This window comes from Lachnospira intestinalis (assembly GCF_040095895.1).
In the GTDB taxonomy this organism is placed as follows: domain Bacteria; phylum Bacillota; class Clostridia; order Lachnospirales; family Lachnospiraceae; genus Lachnospira; species Lachnospira intestinalis.
The window spans coordinates 26,777-48,404 of sequence record NZ_JBBMFS010000013.1 but is presented as its reverse complement, the minus strand read 5'-3'; the positions used below and the strand labels follow the sequence as shown (position 1 = coordinate 48,404).

Annotated in this window: 23 protein-coding genes; 2 read left to right on the top strand and 21 right to left on the bottom strand. The window is 42.2% G+C overall.

All coding sequences use genetic code 11. The features are described 5' to 3' along the window. Positions 1 to 22: 22 nt before the first annotated feature. On the top strand, positions 23 to 1,057 hold the full coding sequence (locus WMO37_RS12810; RefSeq protein ID WP_349155201.1) for a DUF5050 domain-containing protein: 1,035 nt from the start codon (positions 23 to 25) through the stop codon (positions 1,055 to 1,057). Between the two features lie 137 nt (positions 1,058 to 1,194). Here the strand turns inward: WMO37_RS12810 and WMO37_RS12805 are convergent, their stop codons facing one another. The 8 genes from WMO37_RS12805 to argC all read right to left on the bottom strand — a co-directional run bounded on the left by WMO37_RS12805 (position 1,195) and on the right by argC (position 9,460). Beyond that, positions 1,195 to 1,515, bottom strand: a complete 321-nt coding sequence (locus tag WMO37_RS12805; RefSeq protein ID WP_349155200.1) for a hypothetical protein — start codon at positions 1,513 to 1,515, stop codon at positions 1,195 to 1,197. 58 nt (positions 1,516 to 1,573) lie between these two features. Then, complete coding sequence (locus WMO37_RS12800) at positions 1,574 to 2,791, bottom strand: class I SAM-dependent rRNA methyltransferase (RefSeq protein WP_349155199.1); 1,218 nt, start codon at positions 2,789 to 2,791, stop codon at positions 1,574 to 1,576. 94 nt (positions 2,792 to 2,885) lie between these two features. Then, complete coding sequence (locus tag WMO37_RS12795) at positions 2,886 to 3,329, bottom strand: DMT family transporter (RefSeq protein WP_022431849.1); 444 nt, start codon at positions 3,327 to 3,329, stop codon at positions 2,886 to 2,888. 68 nt (positions 3,330 to 3,397) lie between these two features. Then, entirely contained in the window at positions 3,398 to 4,615 is a 1,218-nt protein-coding gene (locus WMO37_RS12790) for a sugar ABC transporter substrate-binding protein (protein ID WP_349155198.1), read from the bottom strand. A gap of 122 nt (positions 4,616 to 4,737) precedes the next feature. After that, positions 4,738 to 5,931, bottom strand: coding sequence for an aspartate aminotransferase family protein (locus tag WMO37_RS12785; protein ID WP_349155197.1), 1,194 nt, complete (start codon positions 5,929 to 5,931; stop codon positions 4,738 to 4,740). A gap of 20 nt (positions 5,932 to 5,951) precedes the next feature. Next, positions 5,952 to 6,848, bottom strand: coding sequence for an acetylglutamate kinase (argB, locus tag WMO37_RS12780; protein WP_022431852.1), 897 nt, complete (start codon positions 6,846 to 6,848; stop codon positions 5,952 to 5,954). 95 nt (positions 6,849 to 6,943) lie between these two features. Beyond that, a complete protein-coding gene (gene argJ / locus WMO37_RS12775) occupies positions 6,944 to 8,167 on the bottom strand; it encodes a bifunctional ornithine acetyltransferase/N-acetylglutamate synthase (protein ID WP_349155196.1) in 1,224 nt (407 codons plus the stop codon). Positions 8,168 to 8,413: 246 nt separating this feature from the next. Further along, on the bottom strand, positions 8,414 to 9,460 hold the full coding sequence (gene argC / locus WMO37_RS12770) for an N-acetyl-gamma-glutamyl-phosphate reductase (protein WP_349155195.1): 1,047 nt from the start codon (positions 9,458 to 9,460) through the stop codon (positions 8,414 to 8,416). Positions 9,461 to 9,686: 226 nt separating this feature from the next. Between argC and WMO37_RS12765 the strand changes: the two genes are divergently transcribed. Next, positions 9,687 to 10,913 (top strand): argininosuccinate synthase, encoded by a 1,227-nt coding sequence (locus WMO37_RS12765; protein WP_022431855.1) that lies wholly within the window; start codon positions 9,687 to 9,689, stop codon positions 10,911 to 10,913. Between the two features lie 67 nt (positions 10,914 to 10,980). Here WMO37_RS12765 and WMO37_RS12760 read toward each other — a convergent pair whose 3' ends face one another. The 13 genes from WMO37_RS12760 to fabG all read right to left on the bottom strand — a co-directional run bounded on the left by WMO37_RS12760 (position 10,981) and on the right by fabG (position 21,623). Continuing rightward, positions 10,981 to 11,649, bottom strand: a complete 669-nt coding sequence (locus WMO37_RS12760) for an ABC-2 transporter permease (RefSeq protein ID WP_349155194.1) — start codon at positions 11,647 to 11,649, stop codon at positions 10,981 to 10,983. After that, positions 11,643 to 12,497: an ABC transporter ATP-binding protein gene (locus WMO37_RS12755; RefSeq protein ID WP_349155193.1), complete on the bottom strand. Its 855-nt coding sequence runs from the start codon at positions 12,495 to 12,497 to the stop codon at positions 11,643 to 11,645. Before WMO37_RS12755 ends, WMO37_RS12760 begins: the two co-directional genes overlap by 7 nt. 3 nt (positions 12,498 to 12,500) lie before the next feature. After that, positions 12,501 to 12,872, bottom strand: coding sequence for a GntR family transcriptional regulator (locus WMO37_RS12750; RefSeq protein WP_022431858.1), 372 nt, complete (start codon positions 12,870 to 12,872; stop codon positions 12,501 to 12,503). Positions 12,873 to 13,079: 207 nt separating this feature from the next. Further along, positions 13,080 to 13,412 carry a type II toxin-antitoxin system RelE/ParE family toxin gene (locus tag WMO37_RS12745; protein WP_349155192.1) on the bottom strand — a complete coding sequence of 111 codons (333 nt, stop codon included), beginning with the start codon at positions 13,410 to 13,412 and terminating at the stop codon, positions 13,080 to 13,082. A 3-nt stretch (positions 13,413 to 13,415) separates the two neighbouring features. After that, positions 13,416 to 13,715 (bottom strand): type II toxin-antitoxin system RelB/DinJ family antitoxin, encoded by a 300-nt coding sequence (locus WMO37_RS12740; RefSeq protein WP_349155191.1) that lies wholly within the window; start codon positions 13,713 to 13,715, stop codon positions 13,416 to 13,418. A gap of 207 nt (positions 13,716 to 13,922) precedes the next feature. Next, positions 13,923 to 14,804, bottom strand: coding sequence for an AAA family ATPase (locus WMO37_RS12735; RefSeq protein WP_349155190.1), 882 nt, complete (start codon positions 14,802 to 14,804; stop codon positions 13,923 to 13,925). A 21-nt stretch (positions 14,805 to 14,825) separates the two neighbouring features. Next, the gene (locus WMO37_RS12730; RefSeq protein WP_022431862.1) at positions 14,826 to 14,954 is read right to left on the bottom strand and encodes a P-loop NTPase family protein; all 129 of its coding nucleotides are present in this window, start codon (positions 14,952 to 14,954) and stop codon (positions 14,826 to 14,828) included. A 273-nt stretch (positions 14,955 to 15,227) separates the two neighbouring features. After that, positions 15,228 to 16,967 carry an acetyl-CoA carboxylase carboxyltransferase subunit alpha gene (locus WMO37_RS12725; protein ID WP_349155189.1) on the bottom strand — a complete coding sequence of 580 codons (1,740 nt, stop codon included), beginning with the start codon at positions 16,965 to 16,967 and terminating at the stop codon, positions 15,228 to 15,230. Positions 16,968 to 17,005: 38 nt separating this feature from the next. Beyond that, the gene (locus WMO37_RS12720) at positions 17,006 to 18,355 is read right to left on the bottom strand and encodes an acetyl-CoA carboxylase biotin carboxylase subunit (protein ID WP_349155188.1); all 1,350 of its coding nucleotides are present in this window, start codon (positions 18,353 to 18,355) and stop codon (positions 17,006 to 17,008) included. A gap of 34 nt (positions 18,356 to 18,389) precedes the next feature. Further along, on the bottom strand, positions 18,390 to 18,812 hold the full coding sequence (fabZ, locus tag WMO37_RS12715) for a 3-hydroxyacyl-ACP dehydratase FabZ (RefSeq protein ID WP_022431865.1): 423 nt from the start codon (positions 18,810 to 18,812) through the stop codon (positions 18,390 to 18,392). A gap of 189 nt (positions 18,813 to 19,001) precedes the next feature. Next, positions 19,002 to 19,559, bottom strand: coding sequence for an acetyl-CoA carboxylase biotin carboxyl carrier protein (accB, locus tag WMO37_RS12710; protein WP_349155187.1), 558 nt, complete (start codon positions 19,557 to 19,559; stop codon positions 19,002 to 19,004). Positions 19,560 to 19,575: 16 nt separating this feature from the next. Next, positions 19,576 to 20,835 (bottom strand): beta-ketoacyl-ACP synthase II, encoded by a 1,260-nt coding sequence (gene fabF, locus WMO37_RS12705; RefSeq protein WP_022431867.1) that lies wholly within the window; start codon positions 20,833 to 20,835, stop codon positions 19,576 to 19,578. Positions 20,836 to 20,879: 44 nt separating this feature from the next. Beyond that, positions 20,880 to 21,623, bottom strand: a complete 744-nt coding sequence (fabG, locus tag WMO37_RS12700) for a 3-oxoacyl-[acyl-carrier-protein] reductase (protein ID WP_349155186.1) — start codon at positions 21,621 to 21,623, stop codon at positions 20,880 to 20,882. Positions 21,624 to 21,628 lie beyond the last annotated feature (5 nt).

Genomic DNA, 21,628 nt, shown 5'->3' with positions numbered 1-21,628 from the left:
ATTTTAGGAAATGAGGCTTTTTATGAAACTGAAACGTAGTGTAAAATTTATCATTCTGGCTGTTGTCGTTGTTTTGATTGTTGTGGCGGTGGTTGTTCATGCCCTGCCGAAGAAAAAGCAGACGAACAGCGCCGATGCCGCCGGAAATACTGCCGGAAATTTAATGAACGGCGGATTATTTTGCGAGTACAACAATAAAATTTATTTTGCCAATCCATACGACCACAATTATCTCTACGTTATGGATTCTGATTGCAGTAATGCCCGTATGCTCAACTCCGACAGCGTGGCATCGTTAAACATTTACAATGATAAAATTTATTATGTAAAGAACAATTTTTCCAAAGAAATGATTGGTACGATTCTGCGCGGTCAGTTATTCGGCATTTATCAGACGGATTTGGAAGGACAGAATTCGACAATGCTTTACAATCATCTGACCGGCTCTGTCAGTCTATGCGGCAATTATCTGTATTACCAGCACTATGAAAGCGATGTCGGCATTACTTTACACCGCATGGACATTGACGGTGAAAATGATAAGTTGGTTTCAAACACGCCTTACAATCCGTCCTGTGTCAGTGAGGGTAAAATTTATTTTTCCAATACGGATAAGAAAAATGTTATCAGCACACTCGACCCGAAGGACGATTCCATTTCCCTGTATTACGATGCGAATTCATATTTACCGGATTCCGAGGGGAATTATATTTATTATATTGATATTTCCAAGGGATATTCACTGGTGCGCGTCAATAAGAATACAAAGACGGTTGAACTGCTTTACGGAAAAGATAACTGCAAGGTGATTAATTACAATCTGTACGGCAGTAAAATTTTCTTCCAGCTGGAGGGCGATGATAATCCGGGTCTATACCGCATGAATGCCGACGGTACGCAGGTGGAATATATTGCGAACGGCGATTTGACCAATATCCACTGCACCTCACAGTATACGTTTTTCCAGTATTTTGACAATCAGGGAGTTTTATACCGCGTGCCGACCATGGGCGCGATTAGCTACCCGGAAGAAATCCGGATTCAGAAGGAAAGTTAATTTCAAAAAAGATTGACAAATATCTTTATTAATCGTATATGATTTGTAACAGAACCCGCCAAGCCTAGTCTTACTTTTGTAAGAATGCGCAACCCGGCGGGTCCTTTTGTCTTCTATCATTTTTATCTGCCGTATAATCAACCTTCTACAGTCTGTGCCAGTTCCGTAACCGTTTCTTCGGATAGTTCCGTTAGTTCTGCTACATCTGAAATACTTTTTCCCATTCGCAAAAGTTTCGCCGCACGCTGCATCCGGGCAATTCCTTCTGCTTCGCCCTCTGCACGTCCACGATTTAAAATATCTTTTGCTTCATAATTTAATACTTTTCCACCCATTTGTCTGCACACTTCCTTCGCAACATTTTCATATTTTACGGCAAGATTTTCTATGACTTTACGTGACATATCAAGAAATCCCGGCAGTCTGTTAAACTTTCCGGGATTTTTCTTTATGTTCAATTTTTACCAGCATAATTTTATTCATTTATATGCCGTGACATTTACATTAATACTATTCCTACAATTCATCACACACCTGAAAAATATAAAACTTCAGATACAGCGACTCCTCATCTCTCGACCATAAAATCGGGTGGTCCGGGGACTGGGTTTTATATTCAATCTGGCGCAGGCGCTTATGCACATTGGCGGCAGCTTCGCCAATCGTCTTTGAAAACAGCTCCGGATTCATAAAATGTGAGCAGGAGCATGTTGCAAGATAGCCGCCGTTTTTAACAAGCTTCATTGCACGCAGATTAATTTCTCTATATCCTTTTACTGCATTTTTAATAGAATTACGCGACTTCGTGAATGCCGGCGGGTCTAAGATGACCACATCAAACAATTCACCCTCTTTTTCCAGTCTTGGAAGCAGTTCAAATACATCTTCACAGATAAAGGATACGCGGTCTGACAGTCCGTTTAATGCGGCATTTTCCGTTGCCTGTGCAACGCCGAGTTCCGATGCGTCCACACCCAGCACGCTCTTTGCGCCCGCCATGCCCGCATTTAATGCAAATGAACCGGTATGCGTAAAACAGTCTAACACCTTTGCATCTTTACACATCGGACGGATTGCGGCACGGTTGTATTTCTGGTCTAAGAAAAATCCTGTCTTCTGACCGTCCTTTACATCAACCATATATTTCACGCCGTTTTCCACGATAGATACCTTGGTATCAAATTCTTCTCCGATAAAGCCCTTGAAACGCTCCATACCCTCCTGCAGACGCACCTTGGCATCGCTTCTTTCATAAACACCGCGGATTGGCATGCCTTCTTCTTTTAAAACCTGCTTTAACAGTTCTACAATCAGCGGCTTAAAACGGTCAATTCCGAGTGCCAGCGATTCGACAACCAGCACATCAGAAAATTTATCAATCACAATGCCCGGCAGGAAATCCGCTTCGCCGAATATCAGACGGCAGGAAGACATATCCACCGTATGTTTTCTATAATCCACACAGGCGCGCACGCGCTGTTCAATAAATGCCCTGTCAATCTCCCTCGTTCTGCGGCTCATCATTCTGACCGTAATTTTAGAGCGGCGGTTGATATATCCGATACCCATAAAATAGCCGTCAAAATCATGTACTTCTACGAGTCCGCCGTCAACGATTTCTCCCATAGTGCTTGCGATTTCATTGTCGTAAACCCACATTCCTCCGGCTTTTAACGTTCTTCCCTCGCCTTTTTTCAAATTTACAATTCCGTGTATTTTAAATAAATCTTCCACAAAGTACCTCCGTGCTTTCTCTCCTAATTTCTAAAAACCTGCGCCTATTATACCATTCCCGCACACAGATTTCCACTTGTTGTTTTTTACGGGGCTATTCCTGATTCCCACAGACATTAAACAGCACCACACCGCCGATTGCCAGTGCCAGCCCCAAAAGCTTTAACCACGAAAAATCTGCCCGCTTACTGCCAAACATGCCGAATAATTCAATGATATATGCCACGGCAATCTGCGAAATGACAATCGTAATCTCCGCCTTTGCCGTTCCGAGGCTTCCCATTGCCCGCACAACCGTATACGTAATAAATGCACCGATAACACCGCCAAGCAGTGCGTATTTCGGCTGTACCTGAAACAGCCCGCTAACCGGCGGACGTCCGTCATAAAACCACATCAGCACGCATGTTGCAAATGCCGTAATCTGCACAAAAGATGCCGCCACCCAGATACTGCTGCTCTTTGTCGCCGTTGTATTAAATACCCCCTGGACACTCATAAGCGCCCCCGAAATAATTGCAATCAAAAAACCTGCCATTTCTTCCTCCATATTGATAAAATTTCTCTATCTAATATGAGTAAATGACAGGTTTTCTATTCATCTTTTTAACGGCTGACTGCCTTTATAAAAGCATCTACCGACTCATTTAAATCTTCGCCTTTCCAGATATTGTGCAGTAAAATGGAATATCTGACATAAAATTCATCTGCCCCGATATACTTTGCATAGCTGTCGGACTGTGCATATACTTCATACAACGGCTGGTACAGCACCTTTTTATTCTTGTCCGCCACATCGGTTCTCGCGCTGATATAACCGGTATCCTTTTCAAGCAAATCCGCATAATCGTAACTGATTGCCTGCGCTACTGCCTTGGCAGTGTCCGTGTTTTCCGAATACGGATTGACCATGGCAAGTATCGTATCCGAAAGGCTCTGCGTACCAAATCCCGTCTTTGCCCCCGGCACGGCACAGATGCCGTAATCCACACCGCAAGCATTTAAGTCCGCTAACTGCGTTGAATCCAGTATCGTATAAATAAGCTGATTGTTCATAAACATCTGCTTATATTCTTCCTGTGTTTTATCAACAATTCCAAAAGTATTCTGAAGCGCCGCATACTCTGTCATCGCCGCCTTTAACGCTTCTGTCTGGACATCGCTTTCAGCCTCCTCACCCTGCGCGCCGCCGTTATCCACATAGCTTCCGCCAAATGCGTAATTTGTCCACAAATCCTGTGTATCCCAGCCCACAATCATGTTGACATCTTTATTTTCATCTGTGACCTGATATGAATTTAAAAATGCTTCAATCTGCTCAAAATTTTCCGGCGCTGTGGTATATTTTTTATTATACACCATGACTGCCGTATGAAATGTGACCGGATAGCCGTAAAGTTTTCCTTCATAGCACGCCGCATTAACTGCCGTCACCGGAAAATGCTTCTGTGAATAGTACTGTGTATACGCATCATTTTCCGCCGTCAGCCCCATTAAATATGCGCGTTGCATATCCGATGCTTCCATAAGATATACATCTGCCACATTATTCTGCGCAATGCTGCCGTTATAAACGGCATCCAGCAGGTTATTTTCCTCTACTTTCACCGGATTGACCGTAATAAATTCATTTGCCTTATGAAACTGCTGTGCGATATAGTCCAGATACGATGTATATGCATCGTCCTGATACCAGATATTAATCGAAACGGCTGTATCTATATTCAGCTTTTTTGCATGTTCACTGCGTCCGCCGCATGCCGTAAACGAAACGGCAACAACTGCTGTGAGCAAAACTGCTGTTACTCTTTTTAAAATCTTCATACCAATTAATTTACCTTTCCATGATTTCACGGGGTTTATAAGCAAATATTAAGACCTGCACCGCGGGTACAAGTCTTAATATAACAATTAATTATAGCATGTATTTTCTCTTTTAAAAAGTCTTATCTGCAAGAATCCAAAGATTTTTTCAGTCTGACAATCATCTCGTCCACATCTGCCTTTGTAATAACAAGCGGCGGTACAAAACGAATGACATTTGTTCCGGCTGAGAATAAAATCAGTCCGTTATCGAGTGCATTTGCAATCACGTCTTTTGGATTGACACTAAGCTGTAAGCCCTGAATCAGACCCATTCCCCTGCGCTCTGTCGCAATATCGTATTCAGCCACAATTTTATCCAGCTCGGAAGCTAAATATGCGCCGACTTCTTTTACATTGTCTAACACCTTTAAGCTGTCAAACAGTTCAAATACCTTGACTGCCGCCGCACAAGCCAGCGGATTTCCGCCGTAGGTAGTGCCGTGATCGCCGGGAACCAGGGCTTTTGCTACTTCATCCTTTGCCGCAAATGCTCCAACCGGCACACCACAGCCTAAAGCTTTGGCAACCGTTACAATATCCGGCTTCACACCGTACTGCTGATAAGCAAACATCGAACCGGTTCTGCCCATGCCGCACTGAATTTCATCTAAAATTAAAAGGATACCCTTTTCGTCACAAAGCTTTCTGACACCTTCGATAAATTCCTTCTTTGCCGGATAAACGCCGCCCTCTCCCTGAACGGTTTCAAAAATAATCGCGCAGGTCTTTTCATTTACAAGTTCCTTTACGCTTTCCAGATTGTTGTATTGTGCAAAACGGATTCCCGGAATCATCGGTCCAAAGGCTTCCTGATAGTGCTTGTTGCCTGTTACGGCAAGCGCACCCATGCTTCTGCCGTGGAAAGAATGTTCCATTGCAATAATTTCATGGTCGGTTGAGCCATCCTTTAAATACGCATATTTCTTTGCAAGCTTAATCGCACCTTCAACAGCTTCCGTACCGCTGTTGGTAAAAAATACTCTGTCCATTCCGGTCGCTTTGGTCAGCATTTTTGCCGCCTTTGCCGCCGGTTCGTTGTAAAAGTAGTTCGATGTATGTACCAGCTTGTCAATCTGTGTCTTTAAGGCATCATTATATTCTTTATTGTTATATCCTAATGCAAATACGGCAATACCGGCACCGAAATCCAGATATTCCTTGCCGTCTGTGTCGTATAAATGCACACCGTCCCCTTTATCCAGTACAATCTGGTAACGGTTGTAGGTATGAATCAAATGCTCCTCGGCTGTTTCAATAATTGTCTTTGTATCCATTTTTTCCTCCGAAATTTTCGTTAAATGTTTGTATCATAAAAACGTTCTGCTTCGTTGCTTAAAATCGCTGTACCGATACCTTTGTTTGTAAAGATTTCAAGTAACAGACAGTGCGGAATTCTGCCGTCTAAGATATGGACACGGGATACGCCGTGTTCAATCGCATCAATGCAGTTGTTCAGCTTCGGAAGCATTCCGCCGCCGATTGTACCGCCCGCAAGCAGTTCTCTGGCTTCATCTGTTGAAAGCTCTGAAATCAGGGAAGACTTGTCGTTGTAATCTCTGTAAACGCCCTCAATATCCGTAAGGAATGCCAGCTTTTCTGCGTTAACTGCTCTTGCAATGGCACATGCCGCATCATCGGCATTAATATTGTAAGCATGGAAATTATCATCATATCCAATCGGGCAGATAACCGGAAGGAAATCGTCCTTTAACAGTGTATGAAGCAGTGTTGTATCCACTTCCTTGACTTCACCTACATAGCCGATGTCTTCGCCGCCGGAAAGCTTTTTATCCACCTTTAACATGCCACCGTCTTTACCACTGATACCGCATGCCTTGACGCCGAGTTCTTCAATCATGGATACAAGGCTTTTATTGACCTTATTTAAAACCATTTCGGCGATTTCCATTGTCGGCTCATCGGTTACGCGCAGTCCGTTTAAGAAATGTGGTTCCATGCCGGATTTTTCAACCCATTTGCTGATTTCCTTGCCACCGCCGTGTACGATAATCGGCTTAAAGCCTACCAGCTTTAACAGTACAACGTCCTGAATGACTTTTCTTTTTAATTCTTCGTCAACCATTGCACTGCCGCCGTATTTGACAACGATAATCTTTCTGTTAAATTTCTGGATATATGGAAGCGCTTCCACCAGAACCTGCGCTTTTTTCAATTCTTCATTCATTTCCATGTCTGTTCTCTCCATTTTTAATATACACTTTTAACAGTATTTTTACCTGCCGCCGCAAAATATTTCCGTTGCCGTATCTTTAATACGAAACTTCATTATGAGCGGTAATCCGCGTTAATTTTTACATAGTCAAATGTCAAATCACAGCCCCATGCGGTTGCTTCTTCATTTCCCATTTTTACATCTGCAATAGCAATAACCGGATTCTTTGATAAGATTTCTGTTGCTTTTTCTTCACTGTAATCGGTTGCTTTTCCGTTTTCTACAATTTTTAACTTTCCGGCTTCACTTTCAAAGTAAATATCTACTTTTTCCGGTTCTAAGTCCGCACCGGAATAGCCCATTGCACAGAGGATTCTGCCCCAGTTCGCATCGTGACCGAAAATTGCCGCTTTTGTAAGACTTGAAGTAACAATCGACTTTGCAAGCACCTTTGCCTGTTCTTTTGCTGCCGCATTTTTTACCTGCACTTCAAACAGACAGGTACAGCCCTCACCGTCACCTGCAATCTTTTTAGAAAGCTCACGCAGTACATAAAACAGTGCATCATAAAATGTTTGATAATCCTTGCTGTCTTCGGTAATAATATCATTTTCCGCCATGCCGTTTGCAAGCACCAGAACGGTATCATTTGTTGAAGTATCGCCGTCCACGGAAATCATATTAAAAGTATCGCTGACAATCGCTTTTGTCATTTTCTGCAAAGCATCTTTTTTAATGCACGCATCGGTTGTCACAAAACACAGCATGGTTGCCATGTTCGGATGAATCATGCCGGCTCCCTTACACATACCGCCGACTGTAACCGTCTTTCCGCCAACCTCAATCTGTACGGCAACCTGCTTATCCACGGTATCTGTCGTCATAATGGCTTCTGCCGCCAGTGTGCCATGCTCTAATGAACTGCCAAGCTTCTTTGGAAGTTCTTTAATTCCTGCACAGATTTTATCCATTGGAAGCTGTGCGCCGATAACACCGGTAGAGGCAACCAATACCGCACTTTCCGGAACCTGTAATGCTTCGGATACAGCCTTTGCTTCTGCCGCACACGCATCATCGCCCTCTTTTCCGGTACAGGCATTAGCAACACCGCTGTTGACAACAACTGCCTGTGCAAATGGTGAATTTGCCACAATGTCCTTATCCCACTTTACCGGTGCTGCAAAAACCTTATTTGTTGTAAATGTTCCTGCTGTTACACATGGCTTTTCACTGTAAACCATCGCCATATCTTTTTTTTCGTTATTTTTTATTCCTGCGTTTAAACCTGCCGCACAAAATCCCTTTGCCGCAGTCACGCCGCCTTTAATGATTTCCATATTACACTCCATTCCGCAGGCATTCTAATGCCGGAGGAATCGCGAACTGAATTAATTCAGTTCTGCGATAAGAGCAGCTTTGTGACGCCTGCGGCACAAAGTGCTATGCGAAAATCTTCAATTTAAGGATTTTCGCATTTCTCCTCATTCTGCAAATATTGTAACCTGATTCCGTTACAGGGAAATAAGCCGAAGTTAAGTAACACGTTGAGGCGTTTTCCCTGTAATGGAATCTTGTTCACACTTCTACGGGAACATCGGTGCTGCCATAAGCCCTTCTGTTTCCGGTAATCCAAATAATAAGTTCATATTCTGTACAGCCTGACCTGCCGCACCCTTTACAAGGTTATCAAGTGCCCCCATCATAATCAGACGGTGGGTTCTCGGCTCAATCTTAAATCCGATGTCCACAAAGTTACTGCCTTCTACCCAGCGTGTTTCCGGGCAGACGTCCCTTTCCAGCACTCTGACAAATGTTTCTTCCTTATAATATTTATCATAAACTGCTTTTACTTCTTCGTATGTAACGTCCTTTGCCAGATTTGCATATGCCGTTACTAAAATACCGCGGTTCATCGGAACAAGGTGTGGTGTGAAAATGAGTTTCAAATCATTTCTGCCGCAGGCATAACCTAACTGTTCTTCAATCTCCGGTGTATGTCTGTGTGTGCCGACACCGTATGCTTTCATGCTTTCATTGACTTCGCAGAAAAGATTGGCAACCTTTGCGCCGCGTCCTGCGCCTGATGTACCGCTCTTTGCATCAATAATAATGGTATCCGGGTCAATCAGCCCTTCTTTTACCATTGGATATAAGGTAAGAATCGAGGTTGTTGTATAGCAGCCGGGATTTGCTACAATTCTTGTTTTTTTGGTAATCTGGTTTCTGTTGATTTCGCATAAGCCGTAAACCGCTTCATCAATGTACTGCGGTGCTTTATGCTCCAGCTTATACCACTGTTCATAAATACTCACATCTTTTAAACGGAAATCCGCACTCAGATCAACAATCTTTGTATTGGATAAAATTTCTTCATTTACTAAAGAAGCACATAAGCCCTGCGGTGTCGCTGTGAAAATGACATCAACCTGCTTTGCAAGTTCGTCCATGTTATCATCCATGCAGACCGCATCAACAAGCTGAAACATATTTCTGTATACATCTGCATATTTCTGGTCAATATAGCTTCTTGAACCATACCACACAATTTCTGCATCCTTATGTCCCAGTAACAGTCTTACCAGCTCATTTCCGGCATATCCTGTTGCACCAATAATTCCTACCTTAATCATATCTTTTACCTCGCTGTAAAATATTCGTTATGTTTCATTATAGCAATTTTTTTTGTCCTGTAAAGTGTTAATTTGAATTTTTTTATAAATATACATGATTTTTGTATATTTTTGCATATTATTCATTTTTACCTATTGCATTTTTACCTTATGTGGTTTATCATAAGACACAAGTTCGTTGCCAATTGCAACCATACAAATTCAATCAATTCGGAGGATATCAATTATGAAAGAAAAAGTAATTCTTGCCTACTCAGGCGGACTTGATACCACAGCTATTATCCCGTGGTTAAAGGAGAATTTTGACTATGAAGTAATCTGTGTATGCGCAGACTGCGGACAGGGCGAGGAGTTAGACGGTTTACAGGAAAGAGCGCTCTCATGCGGTGCTTCTAAATTATATATTGAAGATTTAACAGATGAATTCTGTGACGATTACATCGTACCTTGTGTACAGGCTCACGCCGTATATGAAAATAAGTATCTTTTAGGTACTTCCATGGCAAGACCTGTTATCGCAAAAAGACTGGTTGAAATTGCAAGAAAAGAAGGCGCTACAGCAATCTGCCACGGTGCTACCGGTAAAGGTAATGACCAGATTCGTTTTGAACTGGCAATCAAGGCTTTAGCTCCGGACATCAACATCATTGCTCCTTGGAGAAATGAAAAATGGACACTGGATTCAAGAGAAGCAGAAATCGAATACTGCAAACAGCACGGTATCCATCTTCCATTCTCTGCAGATACCAGCTACAGCCGTGACCGTAACTTATGGCACATCAGCCATGAAGGCCTTGAGCTGGAAGACCCTGCAAATGAACCGAACTACAAGCATCTGCTTGTTTTAGGAAACTCTCCGGAAGAAGCTCCTGAAGAAGGTGAATATGTAACTATGACATTTGAACATGGTGTACCAAAGTCTGTAAACGGTAAGGAAATGAAGGTTTCTGATATCATCCGCGAATTAAACAGATTAGGCGGCAAGCATGGTATCGGTATCGTTGATATCGTTGAAAACCGCGTTGTCGGCATGAAGTCCCGTGGTGTTTATGAAACTCCTGGCGGAACCATTCTCTACGAAGCACATCAGCAGTTAGAGGAACTGATTCTTGACCGTGATACAACAACAGTTAAAATGAATATGGCAAATAAGTTTGCCCAGATTATTTACGAAGGAAAATGGTTTACACCGCTTCGTGAAGCTGTTCAGGCATTTATTGAAAAGACACAGGAAAATGTAACAGGCGAAGTTAAGTTTAAGCTGTACAAAGGCAACATCATCAAAGCCGGTACAACTTCTCCATATTCACTCTACAACGAATCTATCGCTTCCTTTAAGACCGGCGACCTTTATGACCACCATGATGCAGACGGTTTCATTAATCTGTTTGGTCTTTCATTAAAGGTTCGTGCAATGAAGGAACAGGAATTAAGCAAGAAGAATAATAAGTAATTTATATAACATAAAAAAAGGGACAGCCGGTAAAACATTTAAACCGGACTGTCCCATTTTTATGCCATCAGTCAATTTCCTTTTTATTTAAAATCCGTACACTGGCAAAGTAAGATACCAGCATAACTGCCAGCGCTGCTACGACTGCCACTATCGTCCATGTACCCTGCGAATACCGCCCTATTTTCTGTCCAATCCACGACAAATCCACATTCCACTTTTCTGTGAAATTTTTAAGAATATACAATCCGCCAAATACTGCGCCATAAGCTCCCAGCAGCATCATTCTGCCCTTTTCTGCGCCAAACCGTAACTGAAACGGCACCATTAAAGAAAATAAAATAAGTGCCAGCGGCATCATAATGAGAATGATAAAAAGCTGCTCTGCCATAAGCTGACTGCCTCTTACAACACTTACAAGATAGACAAGTACCGTTACGACACATACTGCTGCTGCACTTCCTGCCACTGCCAGACCATATTTTTCCAAAACATATTCCTTTCTGCTGACCGGCAGTGTAAATAAGAATACCGTTCCATGGTCTGCTTCATCACAACCGATAGTGCTTGTTGCCGCCATTGTTACAACAAATACCATATATCCTGCCATAAATCCAATCATTTCTGTACCGTCCTGTATATTAAACAGTACAACTGCTGTCACTATACCAACAAGCATAAACATCTTCTTCTGTGCTTTTAACAGCTTTAAATCTTTAATAAAAAGTCCTAACATTGTTCATCACCTCCGCTAAGCATTGTCACAATCTCATCAATCGCAGCTTTTTCTATGATTATCTGCGGATAATTTTCTATATAAAACGCATTTTCATTTGTAAGACATGCATATCCGTAATTTTCTTTCTGCACTTTTAATATAAAACTTTTATCCAGCTTCTCATACTGTGCTTCATCTACTTTTAAAACAACATATTGGTCAAGCAGGACATCTGTTTCTTCATGAAAAATGATTTTTCCGTCCTTTAACATATAAAAATCATCACACAATGATTCTAAATCACTTGAAATATGAGAACTGATAAGTACAGCACGTTCTTCATCTTCTGTCATATAATCCCGTATTAAATCCAGTACCTCATTTCTTGCAACCACGTCCAGCCCGGCTGTCGGTTCGTCAAGCAGCAACAGTTTTGCCTGATGTGAAATTGCAATCAAAACCTTTAATTTCGCTTTCATGCCTGTTGAAAAATCCTTCAATTTCTTTTTATAAGGCAGACCGAAAATTTCCACCTGTTTCATAAAAAAATCCTTATTAAAATCATCATACAGTTTTTCCAGCACAGGAATAATATCCTGAATCGTCAGATTTCCACTAAAACCGGAATCGGATAATACAACCCCCAGTTTTTGTTTATCCTTCGCTGTTATTTCCTGACTGTCTTTTCCTAATAGAGTAATTTTCCCGCTATCCGGTCTAAGCAGTCCCAGTACTGCATGAAATGTTGTACTTTTACCTGCTCCGTTTTTCCCCACAAGCCCTGTAATCTGTCCCGGCAGAACTTCCAACGAACAATCAAGGGAAAATGTATTATAATTTTTCACTAGATGGTCAATTTTTAACATCGGCTATCCCTCCAATATTAATTCTAATAAATTCTTTAGTTCTTCATCACTGATGCCGCATCTTCTGGCTTTTAAAACTGCTTTTTCTAAATCCGCTTCAATTTCTTTTTTCTGTTCTTCAAGCAAAAGCTCTGTATTTGCAGCCGTGATGTATGTCCCTTTTCCATGTATTGTAATTGCAAATCCTTCTTCTTCCAGAGCATCATATGCTTTTTTTACCGTCAACGCACTGATTTTAAGGTCTTTTGCCAGCATACGCACAGAAGGAAGATTCTCATCTTCTTTAAGTTCTCCTTTGCGAATCTGTGTCTTAACCGCATCTACAATTTGCTCATAAATCGGCACCATAGATGAATGATTGATAATAATATTCAATCTCACTTCCTCCTTTCTGTATAAACAGTGTATAACAGTATACAACTGTTGTCAAGTGTTATATACTGTTTATTCCTATTTTTCTTTAAATGAATTGGCAATTTCCTATAACGCAAAAAAATCTCCTAAATGCCAAGACACATTTTGCCCTGCCTTTAGGAGATTTATTTTTATATTCAACGTTTTTTCTGACCAGACCCGCTGTCGCTACTCCATATCCATATTGGCAAGCTGCCGGATTTGATCACGCCTGCCATAGATAACCGCTGTCACCTGAACTCTGCTGTTATCATCATCTACCCAATAATAAATCAGGAATTTCTGAACTACCATCTTGCGTATTCCTTCAGTTCTCCAAGGTTCTTCCTCTATCCGCGCATACTTCTTCGGTAAACTTGACAGTTTCAAAATCTCTGCTTTAAACTTATCAAGCAGATTATCCGCTGCAGCCGGTGACATCAAATCATATGAAATATAATGCACAATCTCTTTCATTTGCTCTAACGCCTGTCTTGTTACCCTTACCTCATACTCGTCCATACCTTACATCTCCGCTTTTAATTGCTCGAAAGCCTCATCGACAGATACAGAATCATTTCTTTTTGCCTGCGAAAGTCCCGTCTGCATCATGATATCAAATTCAGCTTTTGTTATAGAATCTCTTGTAGCAAGCTTATCGGGAATATCTAATGAAAATGGTACACCGTCACGCATAATAACCTGTCTGTAAGTCATATCTATAAATACAGATACAGGAATTCCAAGTCTGTCAAGAATAGCTTCTGCCTGCTCTTTTATATTCGGTTGAATACGTGCTGTTACATTTGCTGTTTTTACTGCCATAATATGCACCTCCTTGTTTCTTATAGCGTACCACCATGTATAGCTTTTTGCAACACAAATATATTTCTATTCCAAAAAGCTATTAATAAGGTTAAGGGAAAAGTACCTAAAATTTATAAAAGCTCATTTTCAATATTGGTCAATTAATTTTTATTGTATGGGAATATTTTTCACTTTAAAATATTTCCATAACTTTCTTCAACTTCGCTATAACTCTTTACTCATCCTTGTTACAATTGTTTCAACATTATCAATACAATTCTGTCTATATTCTTCTCTTACCGTAACTCTCTTTCCCATTAATTCCAAACGTCCTGATTTCAATTTTCGTAAAGGACAACCTCTTGCAGCCGAAACAACTCCCGTTGTCTGAAAGTCTCTTACATCAATAATTCCCATATCTAATGTTTTAAATGCAAACATATCTGGATACGTCTTCAATAGAGATAAAACATCTTTATCAATTTCCTGTAACACTGTCGCATATGCAGAAGCCGCTCCCATATATTGAGTTAATCTATTCTTTAATATCATATAAACTTTTGGTAATGGCATATCTACTTCTTTTAATTTTTCCGCAAAAGCATATTTACTATATATTTCAGAAGGTAATTTTAATCCATAAACCAACGAAAAAGCATTTTGAATGGCTCTACGTGATGAATCATCAGCCATCACTGGTAACACCATTTTTGTTGAAGTCGCAATTGCTATTTGCGTATACATTGAAAAACTTGGATTTGCGTCTAAAAATACCATATCGTAATCTTTCTCGATTGGCTGTATGAAATCGTTTAACCAATTTATAATTGCAACCCATGTATTAGTTCCTGGTATTTGATTATTCGCTAATGTGGAAATAGCATTTGATTGTAATTCCAACATAGCATCTCCACAAAGCAAATCGATATTATCTTGTATATACTGATTATATTCATGCGGTTTTGTTAAATAATCTCTAGGATTAAACAAAGGCACACTATAAGGAGATGGCAAACGCAATTGAAAATATCCACCAATTGTTGCTCTTTGGATTGTACCTTGCCTCATTAATAAAACTTCACTACCTCCTTGATTTAACCCTCCCAATAAAAGTTCAGATAAATTTGCTTAAGGACAAACATCTATAGCTAATATTTTCTTTTCAGGATTTTGAAAAGCATATTCATTAATTATCTGAAATGTTAATGTAGTTTTGCCAGTTCCGCCTTTATTATTCCAAAATATAACTCTTTCCATTTTCAACCTCCAAATAGCATTTATAAATTTACTCAAATTATAAGTTACGTACTTTTATACTTTTGTCAAGTACTGTTTGTACTTTTATTATGTACTTTTTGTACTTATATCATATTTATTATTATTATAAAATAACCATATATCCATAATAATAGCCAATATGCATCTTAAATTAATTCTCACCTCATATATCTACTTTTGCAATAAAAAAGCTACCCTCCTCAAATCCACTTTAAGGAAGATAGCTAATACCTTTTATAAATTTCTTTCCTGTTACATTCCCCGGAAGCGCTGATACCGCTGTTGTGCCAGTTCTTCACCGCCCATCTGCTGATATTTCACCAGAAATCCTGCAATTTTACGTTTCATATATAAAGTAACACGATTCATATTGTCACTGCTGACAACCGGAAATTCCGGCAGAATCTGTTCGATAATGCCCAGTTCCTTTAAATCCTGTGCTGTCAGTTTCATTACCTGCGCCGCTTTTTCTGCTTTGGATGCGTCCTTCCACAAAATTGATGCAAAGCCCTCCGGTGAGAGAATTGAATACACCGAATTTTCCAGCATCCAGACTTCATTTCCCGCCGCAAGTGCCAGCGCACCGCCGCTTCCGCCTTCTCCAATGACAATCGAAAGCACAGGCACTTTTAAATCCGCCATTTCAAACAGATTTTTTGCAATCGCTTCTCCCTGTCCGCGTTCCTCTGCACCAATGCCGCAGTATGCCCCCGGTGTATCCACAAGGCACAATACCGGACGATGAAACTTTTCTGCCTGTTTCATCAGGCGCAGTGCTTTACGGTATCCTTCCGGGTACGGCATTCCGAAATTACGCACAATATTCTCTTTTGTCGTTGCACCTTTCTGCTGTCCGATTACAGTCACCGGCTGTTTCCCAAAAAATGCGATACCGCCCACGATTGCACCGTCATCACGGTACGCCCTGTCACCATGCAATTCATAAAAATCTTTGGTGAGATATCCGATATAGTCAAGCGCCGACGGACGTTTGCTGCTTCTTGCAATCTGCACCTTTTCCCATGCCGACAACTGCTTCTTTTCATTTTTTGCCGCCAACAGTGCTTCTTCTTTTTTAATATCAATTTTTTTTGCATATATGTCATCTAAATACTGCTGATAGCGGCTCATTGTTTCTGCCTGTGGCTTTTTATGCAGCCGCAGCAGTGTCGATAAGGTCTGCTTTAAAAATCTGCGTTCCACGATATTATCAATCAATCCATGTTCCAGTAAAAATTCCGTCCGCTGAAATCCTTCCGGCAGTTCTTCCCCTATGGTCTGTCTGATAACACGCGGTCCAGCAAATCCGACCAGCGCCTGCGGTTCTGCAAGAATAATATCACCCAGCATGGCAAAGCTTGCCGTCACGCCGCCGGTTGTCGGATTGGTAAGCACGGTAATATAAAGTCCGCCTGCCGCATCAAATTTTTTCAGCGCCGCCGCCGTCTTTTCCATTTGCATGAGTGATACAATGCCCTCCTGCATTCTCGCGCCCCCGGAACAGGTAAATATTATCAGCGGAAGCTTTTCTACCGTTGCCCGCTCAATCGCCCTTGTCAGCTTCTCACCCACGACATATCCCATGCTTCCCATAAGAAATCGTGTATCGCACACTCCGACTGCCGCTTCCATGCCGTCTATTTTTCCTTTTCCGGTAATCACTGCTTCATTTAAACCGGTGTCTCTCTGTAAATCCCCAAGTTTTTCTTCATATCCTTTAAAATGACAGGGATTGCCGCCGGTAAATTCTTCGTCCCATTCTTCAAATGTCTGTGCATCAAACACCATTTTTATCCGCTCATACGCGCCTATTTTCATATAATGTCCGCATTTCGGGCAGACATAAGCATTCTGCGTAAAATCTTCCGTCAGAATCATTTCATGACAGCTTTCGCATTTTGTATACAATCCGTCCGGGACATTCGGCGCTTCCGCCTGATTCTGATGCCGCACCGGCTGATTTTCCTTTTTAAATAATCCTTTTAAATGCACACTCTATCCCTGCCTTTTATTTTAAAATTAATCCCGTTTTAAGCGGTTTCTTCAAAATTTTTCTCAATAAAATCTGTATGAACCGCACCGCTTTCAAATTCCTTATTTTTTAAAATCTCATACTGAAAGTCCAGATTGGTCGTTACACCTTCAATAATAACTTCCCCTAAAGTACTTCTCATCTTTTTCAATGCTGATTCACGGTCTTTGTCATATACCATTACTTTCATAATCATTGAATCATAATATGGTGGTATTATATAGCCCGGATAAACTGCCGTATCAATCCGCACACCGTTTCCGCCGGGAATATGCAGTTCCTGAATCGTGCCCGGACACGGCGCAAAATTTTTATCCGGATTTTCGGCATTAATACGCACTTCCATCGCATGACCCGTCAGATGAATATCACTCTGGCGCAGTCCGAGTTTCTCTCCCGCAGCAATGCGAATCTGCTCTTTTACAAGATCAATGCCTGTGACAAGCTCTGTCACCCCATGCTCCACCTGAATTCGCGTGTTGATTTCCATAAAATAAAACTGTCTGTGGCTGTCTAAAAGAAATTCCACCGTCCCGGCATTGCGGTATCCGACTGCTTTTGCCGCCCGAACCGCCATTGCTCCCATTTGTTCCCGCAAATCCTCGTCCAGCGCTGTACACGGTGATTCCTCAATCATTTTCTGATGTCTGCGCTGTACCGAACAGTCGCGTTCACCCAAATGAATCGTATTGCCCTCATTATCCGCCAGTATCTGAAACTCGATATGTTTTGGATGTTCAATATATTTTTCAATATACATGGAATTGTCGCCAAAACCATTTTCGGCTTCACGCTGTGCATTTTGAAAATTTTTCTCAAAATCTGTACTGTTTTGCACCACACGCATACCTTTTCCACCACCGCCAAGTGCCGCTTTTATCATGACCGGATAACCGATTTCATCTGCAAATTTCCTGCCTGCTTCCGCCGTAAAAATGGGTTCTTTCGTACCCGGAATGACTGGAACACCCGCCCGCACCATTGCATTTCTGGCTTCCGATTTATTTCCGGTTTCTTCGATTGTCCTTGCAGACGGACCGATAAATGCAATGTTACATTTTTCACAAAGTGCAGCAAATTTGCTGTTTTCAGATAAAAACCCAAAACCCGGATGAATGGCATCAGCCCCCGATGCAATCGTTGCGCTTAAAATGCGTTCCATATTCAGATAACTGTCCTTTGCTTCTGCCTTTCCGATACAAATGCTTTCATCGGCAAGCTGGGTATGCAGTGCGTCGGCATCCGCCTGTGAATACACGGCAACCGTTTTGATGCCCATTTCACGGCATGCCCGGATAATGCGCACCGCAATCTCCCCTCTGTTTGCAATCAATAACTTCTGAAACATTTCTTCTTTCCTTTCCGCAGACATTTTTACATGTTTAGCCAATCATAAAGGTCAATTCCGCGGTAAGTGCAGTTTCTCCATCTACGCTTGCCGTCACTTTTCCGATTCCGACAGGACCTTTGCTTTTAATAATTTCACATTCCATTTTCAGCTTGTCGCCCGGCACAACCTTTCTTTTAAAACGTGCGTTATTTACTGCGCCAAAGTATGCTGTCTTTCCTTTATTCTTTTCCAGTGACAGAATTGCCACCGCTCCGACCTGTGCGCAGGCTTCTATCTGTAAGACACCGGGCATCACCGGTTCTCCCGGAAAATGTCCCGCAAAATACGGTTCATCGTATGTCACACACTTATATCCGACTGCCCGCTGTCCCGGCTCACACTCCGTCACCGTATCCACCAGCAGAAACGGATGTCTGTGTGGAATAATCTCCATAATTTCCTTTGTTGTAAGCATATTTTTCTCCATTCCACAGATGATTTCTCATCTACTATTCGGGTTGTTTGCTTTCACCCGGAAGCAAACAACCATGTGAAAATACTTTAATTTATGGCATTTTCACATTCCACAGATGATTTCTCAGGGCATCTTTGTGATGTCTGCATCACAAAGTGCCGTGTGAAAATGCTTTGATTTATGGCATTTTCACACTCCTACAATAAACAGCGGCTGTCCAAACTCGACCATTTCACCGTTTTCAACCAGCACTTCTTTGACAATTCCGTCACACTCGCTTTCAATTTCATTCATCAGCTTCATTGCTTCGATAACACCGAGTGTCTGTCCTTTTTTTACGGTATCGCCCACTGTAACAAATGGTTCGTCTTCCGGGGACGGCGCACTGTAGAAAATGCCGACCAGCGGCGAAGCAACAACTGTACCCTCTGCCTGCTTTTCATTTTTTTGCGTATCGGTCTGATATTCACCGCCCGCCGCCGTAAAGCTGTATCCGTCCATGGCTGCCGGATTTCCTGTCGTCATGCTCTGCGTTCTTTCCTCGGAAACACCGGACCGGTTTCCTGCCTGTGATGCCTGCATACAGCCGGACTGTATACCCGGCTCGCCTGTCTGCTGTACCTGATTGAATTCTTTTACGCGTTCTGCGGTAAGCGTAAGCTTCGTTTCTCCTTCTTCCAGTGAAAAACCTGTCAGCGCGCTTTTCGACACGGCATCTATCAGTTTTAAAATCTGCTCTAATTCCATAACTGCCTCATTTCTTTTATGAAAACTTTTTCACAAGAAGCGTTGCATTGTGTCCGCCAAATCCAAGGGAATTGGACAGCACCGTCTTCACCTCTGTTTCAATGCCTTTTCCTTTAATATACTGCAAATCCATTTCGTCTTCTGTTTCCGTAAGCCCCACGTTCGGATGCAGATACCCATCTGTTACCGACTTGATACAGGCAATCAGCTCTACCGCACCTGCCGCACCCAGAAGGTGTCCGACCATGGATTTGGTGGAGCTGACCGGTACATTTTCTGCCGCTTCGCCAAATGCCAGCTTAATTGCCCTCGTTTCAAACAAATCGTTGTGATGTGTACCGGTTCCGTGTGCATTGATATAATCCACTTCCTGCGGTAATACGCCTGCTTCCTGCATGGCATTTGTCATGGCACGTGCCGCGCCGCTTCCGTCTTCCGCCGGAGAGGTGATATGATACGCATCACTTGAACAGCCGTATCCGGCAATTTCCGCATATATATGCGCGCCGCGCTTCTTGGCATGTTCTAAGGATTCCAGTACCAGAACACCCGCACCTTCTCCCATAACAAATCCGTTTCTGTTCTTATCAAACGGCAGAGATGCCCTAAGCGGGTCTGTGCTTGTAGAAAGTGCCGTAAGTGCCGTAAATCCTCCGATTCCAATCGGTGTAATACTGCTTTCCGTACCACCGCAGACCATAACATCTGCATCACCGCACTGGATAGAGCGGTATGCCTCCCCGATAGAATTTGTTCCTGTCGCACAGGCCGTTACCACATTGATGTTTTTTCCTTTTAATCCGTATGCAATGGATACATTTCCTGCCGCCATATTGGTAATCATAAGCGGAACTAACAGTGGATTAATCCTTCCCGGTCCACGCTCCAGCAGCTTTTTATGCTCACGCTCCATGGCATCTAAGCTGCCGATTCCGGAACCGATAGACGTTCCAACGCGGTATGCGTCTTCTTTTTCCATATCCAGTCCGGCATCTTTAATTGCCTGTCCTGCCGCCGCTACCGCATACTGACTGAACAATTCCATACGTTTTGCCTGTTTAAAATCCATATATGCCTGTGCATCAAAGCCTTTTACTTCTGCTGCAAGCTTTACCTTAAAATCCGTTGTATCAAATTTTGTAATTGCACCGATACCGACTTTTTGTGCTTTTACGTTTTCCCAGAATTCCTCTACGGTCAAACCAATCGGTGTAATTGCACCCATTCCCGTCACAACTACTCTGCTTTTCTGCATTTCTTCCTCCAATCTGCTCATCTGCCCCTCAAAACTGCTTTGCTTTCGTTTAGAAATAATATCACCTATACCATGCCGCCGTTGACTGACAGCACCTGTCCGGTAATATACGATGCCTTATCCGAAGCCAGAAATACCGCTGCCTGTGCTATATCCTGCGCCGTTCCCATGCGTTTTAAAGGAATTGATGACTGTACGCTTTCCTTTACACTGTCAGAAAGCACAGCTGTCATATCTGTGTCAATATACCCCGGTGCAATCGCATTGACTGTAATCTGTCTGGATGCCAGTTCTTTTGCCGCAGATTTTGTAAGCCCGATAACACCGGCTTTGGATGCCGCGTAATTTGCCTGTCCTGCATTTCCTGTCAGACCGACAACCGATGCCAGATTGATAATCCTGCCGCTTCTTTGCTTTATCATATATTTTGCTGCGTGGCGGATACAGTGAAATGTTCCTCCAAGATTGACTGCAAGCACCTGTTTAAAATCCTGTTCTGACATTCTAAGAAGCAGTCCGTCCTTTGTTATTCCTGCATTATTTACTAAAATGTCGATTTTTTCATATTTTTGTACGACATATTTTATCATTTCCTCGACAGCCGCAAAGTCTGACACATCACACTGATATTTTTCTGCACTGCCGCCATCCTTTAAGATACTGTCTACCGTGTCCTGTGCCGCCTGTGCATTTCCTGCATAATTTACAATCACAGTTGCACCTTCTTTGGCAAGGCTTTTCGCAATCGCACTACCGATTCCCCTGCCTGCGCCTGTTACCAGCGCAATTTGTCCGTTCATTTCCTGCATGATGC

Bases quoted from the DNA above. Each gene is read 5' to 3' on its own strand.
- WMO37_RS12765 (WP_022431855.1), top strand. From the start codon at position 9,687: ATGAAAGAAAAAGTAATTCTTGCCTACTCAGGCGGACTTGATACCACA.
- WMO37_RS12760 (WP_349155194.1), bottom strand. From the start codon at position 11,649: ATGTTAGGACTTTTTATTAAAGATTTAAAGCTGTTAAAAGCACAGAAG.
- fabF (WP_022431867.1), bottom strand. From the start codon at position 20,835: ATGAGCAGATTGGAGGAAGAAATGCAGAAAAGCAGAGTAGTTGTGACG.
- fabG (WP_349155186.1), bottom strand. From the start codon at position 21,623: ATGCAGGAAATGAACGGACAAATTGCGCTGGTAACAGGCGCAGGCAGG.
- WMO37_RS12795 (WP_022431849.1), bottom strand. From the start codon at position 3,329: ATGGCAGGTTTTTTGATTGCAATTATTTCGGGGGCGCTTATGAGTGTC.
- WMO37_RS12790 (WP_349155198.1), bottom strand. From the start codon at position 4,615: ATGAAGATTTTAAAAAGAGTAACAGCAGTTTTGCTCACAGCAGTTGTT.
- argC (WP_349155195.1), bottom strand. From the start codon at position 9,460: ATGATTAAGGTAGGAATTATTGGTGCAACAGGATATGCCGGAAATGAG.
- WMO37_RS12755 (WP_349155193.1), bottom strand. From the start codon at position 12,497: ATGTTAAAAATTGACCATCTAGTGAAAAATTATAATACATTTTCCCTT.
- argJ (WP_349155196.1), bottom strand. From the start codon at position 8,167: ATGGAAATCATTAAAGGCGGCGTGACTGCGGCAAAGGGATTTTGTGCG.
- WMO37_RS12785 (WP_349155197.1), bottom strand. From the start codon at position 5,931: ATGGATACAAAGACAATTATTGAAACAGCCGAGGAGCATTTGATTCAT.
- WMO37_RS12730 (WP_022431862.1), bottom strand. From the start codon at position 14,954: ATGGAAAGAGTTATATTTTGGAATAATAAAGGCGGAACTGGCAAAACT.
- WMO37_RS12745 (WP_349155192.1), bottom strand. From the start codon at position 13,412: ATGGACGAGTATGAGGTAAGGGTAACAAGACAGGCGTTAGAGCAAATG.
- accB (WP_349155187.1), bottom strand. From the start codon at position 19,559: ATGGAATTAGAGCAGATTTTAAAACTGATAGATGCCGTGTCGAAAAGC.
- WMO37_RS12810 (WP_349155201.1), top strand. From the start codon at position 23: ATGAAACTGAAACGTAGTGTAAAATTTATCATTCTGGCTGTTGTCGTT.
- WMO37_RS12720 (WP_349155188.1), bottom strand. From the start codon at position 18,355: ATGTTTCAGAAGTTATTGATTGCAAACAGAGGGGAGATTGCGGTGCGC.
- WMO37_RS12740 (WP_349155191.1), bottom strand. From the start codon at position 13,715: ATGGCAGTAAAAACAGCAAATGTAACAGCACGTATTCAACCGAATATA.
- fabZ (WP_022431865.1), bottom strand. From the start codon at position 18,812: ATGCTTACAACAAAGGAAATTATGGAGATTATTCCACACAGACATCCG.
- argB (WP_022431852.1), bottom strand. From the start codon at position 6,848: ATGGAAATGAATGAAGAATTGAAAAAAGCGCAGGTTCTGGTGGAAGCG.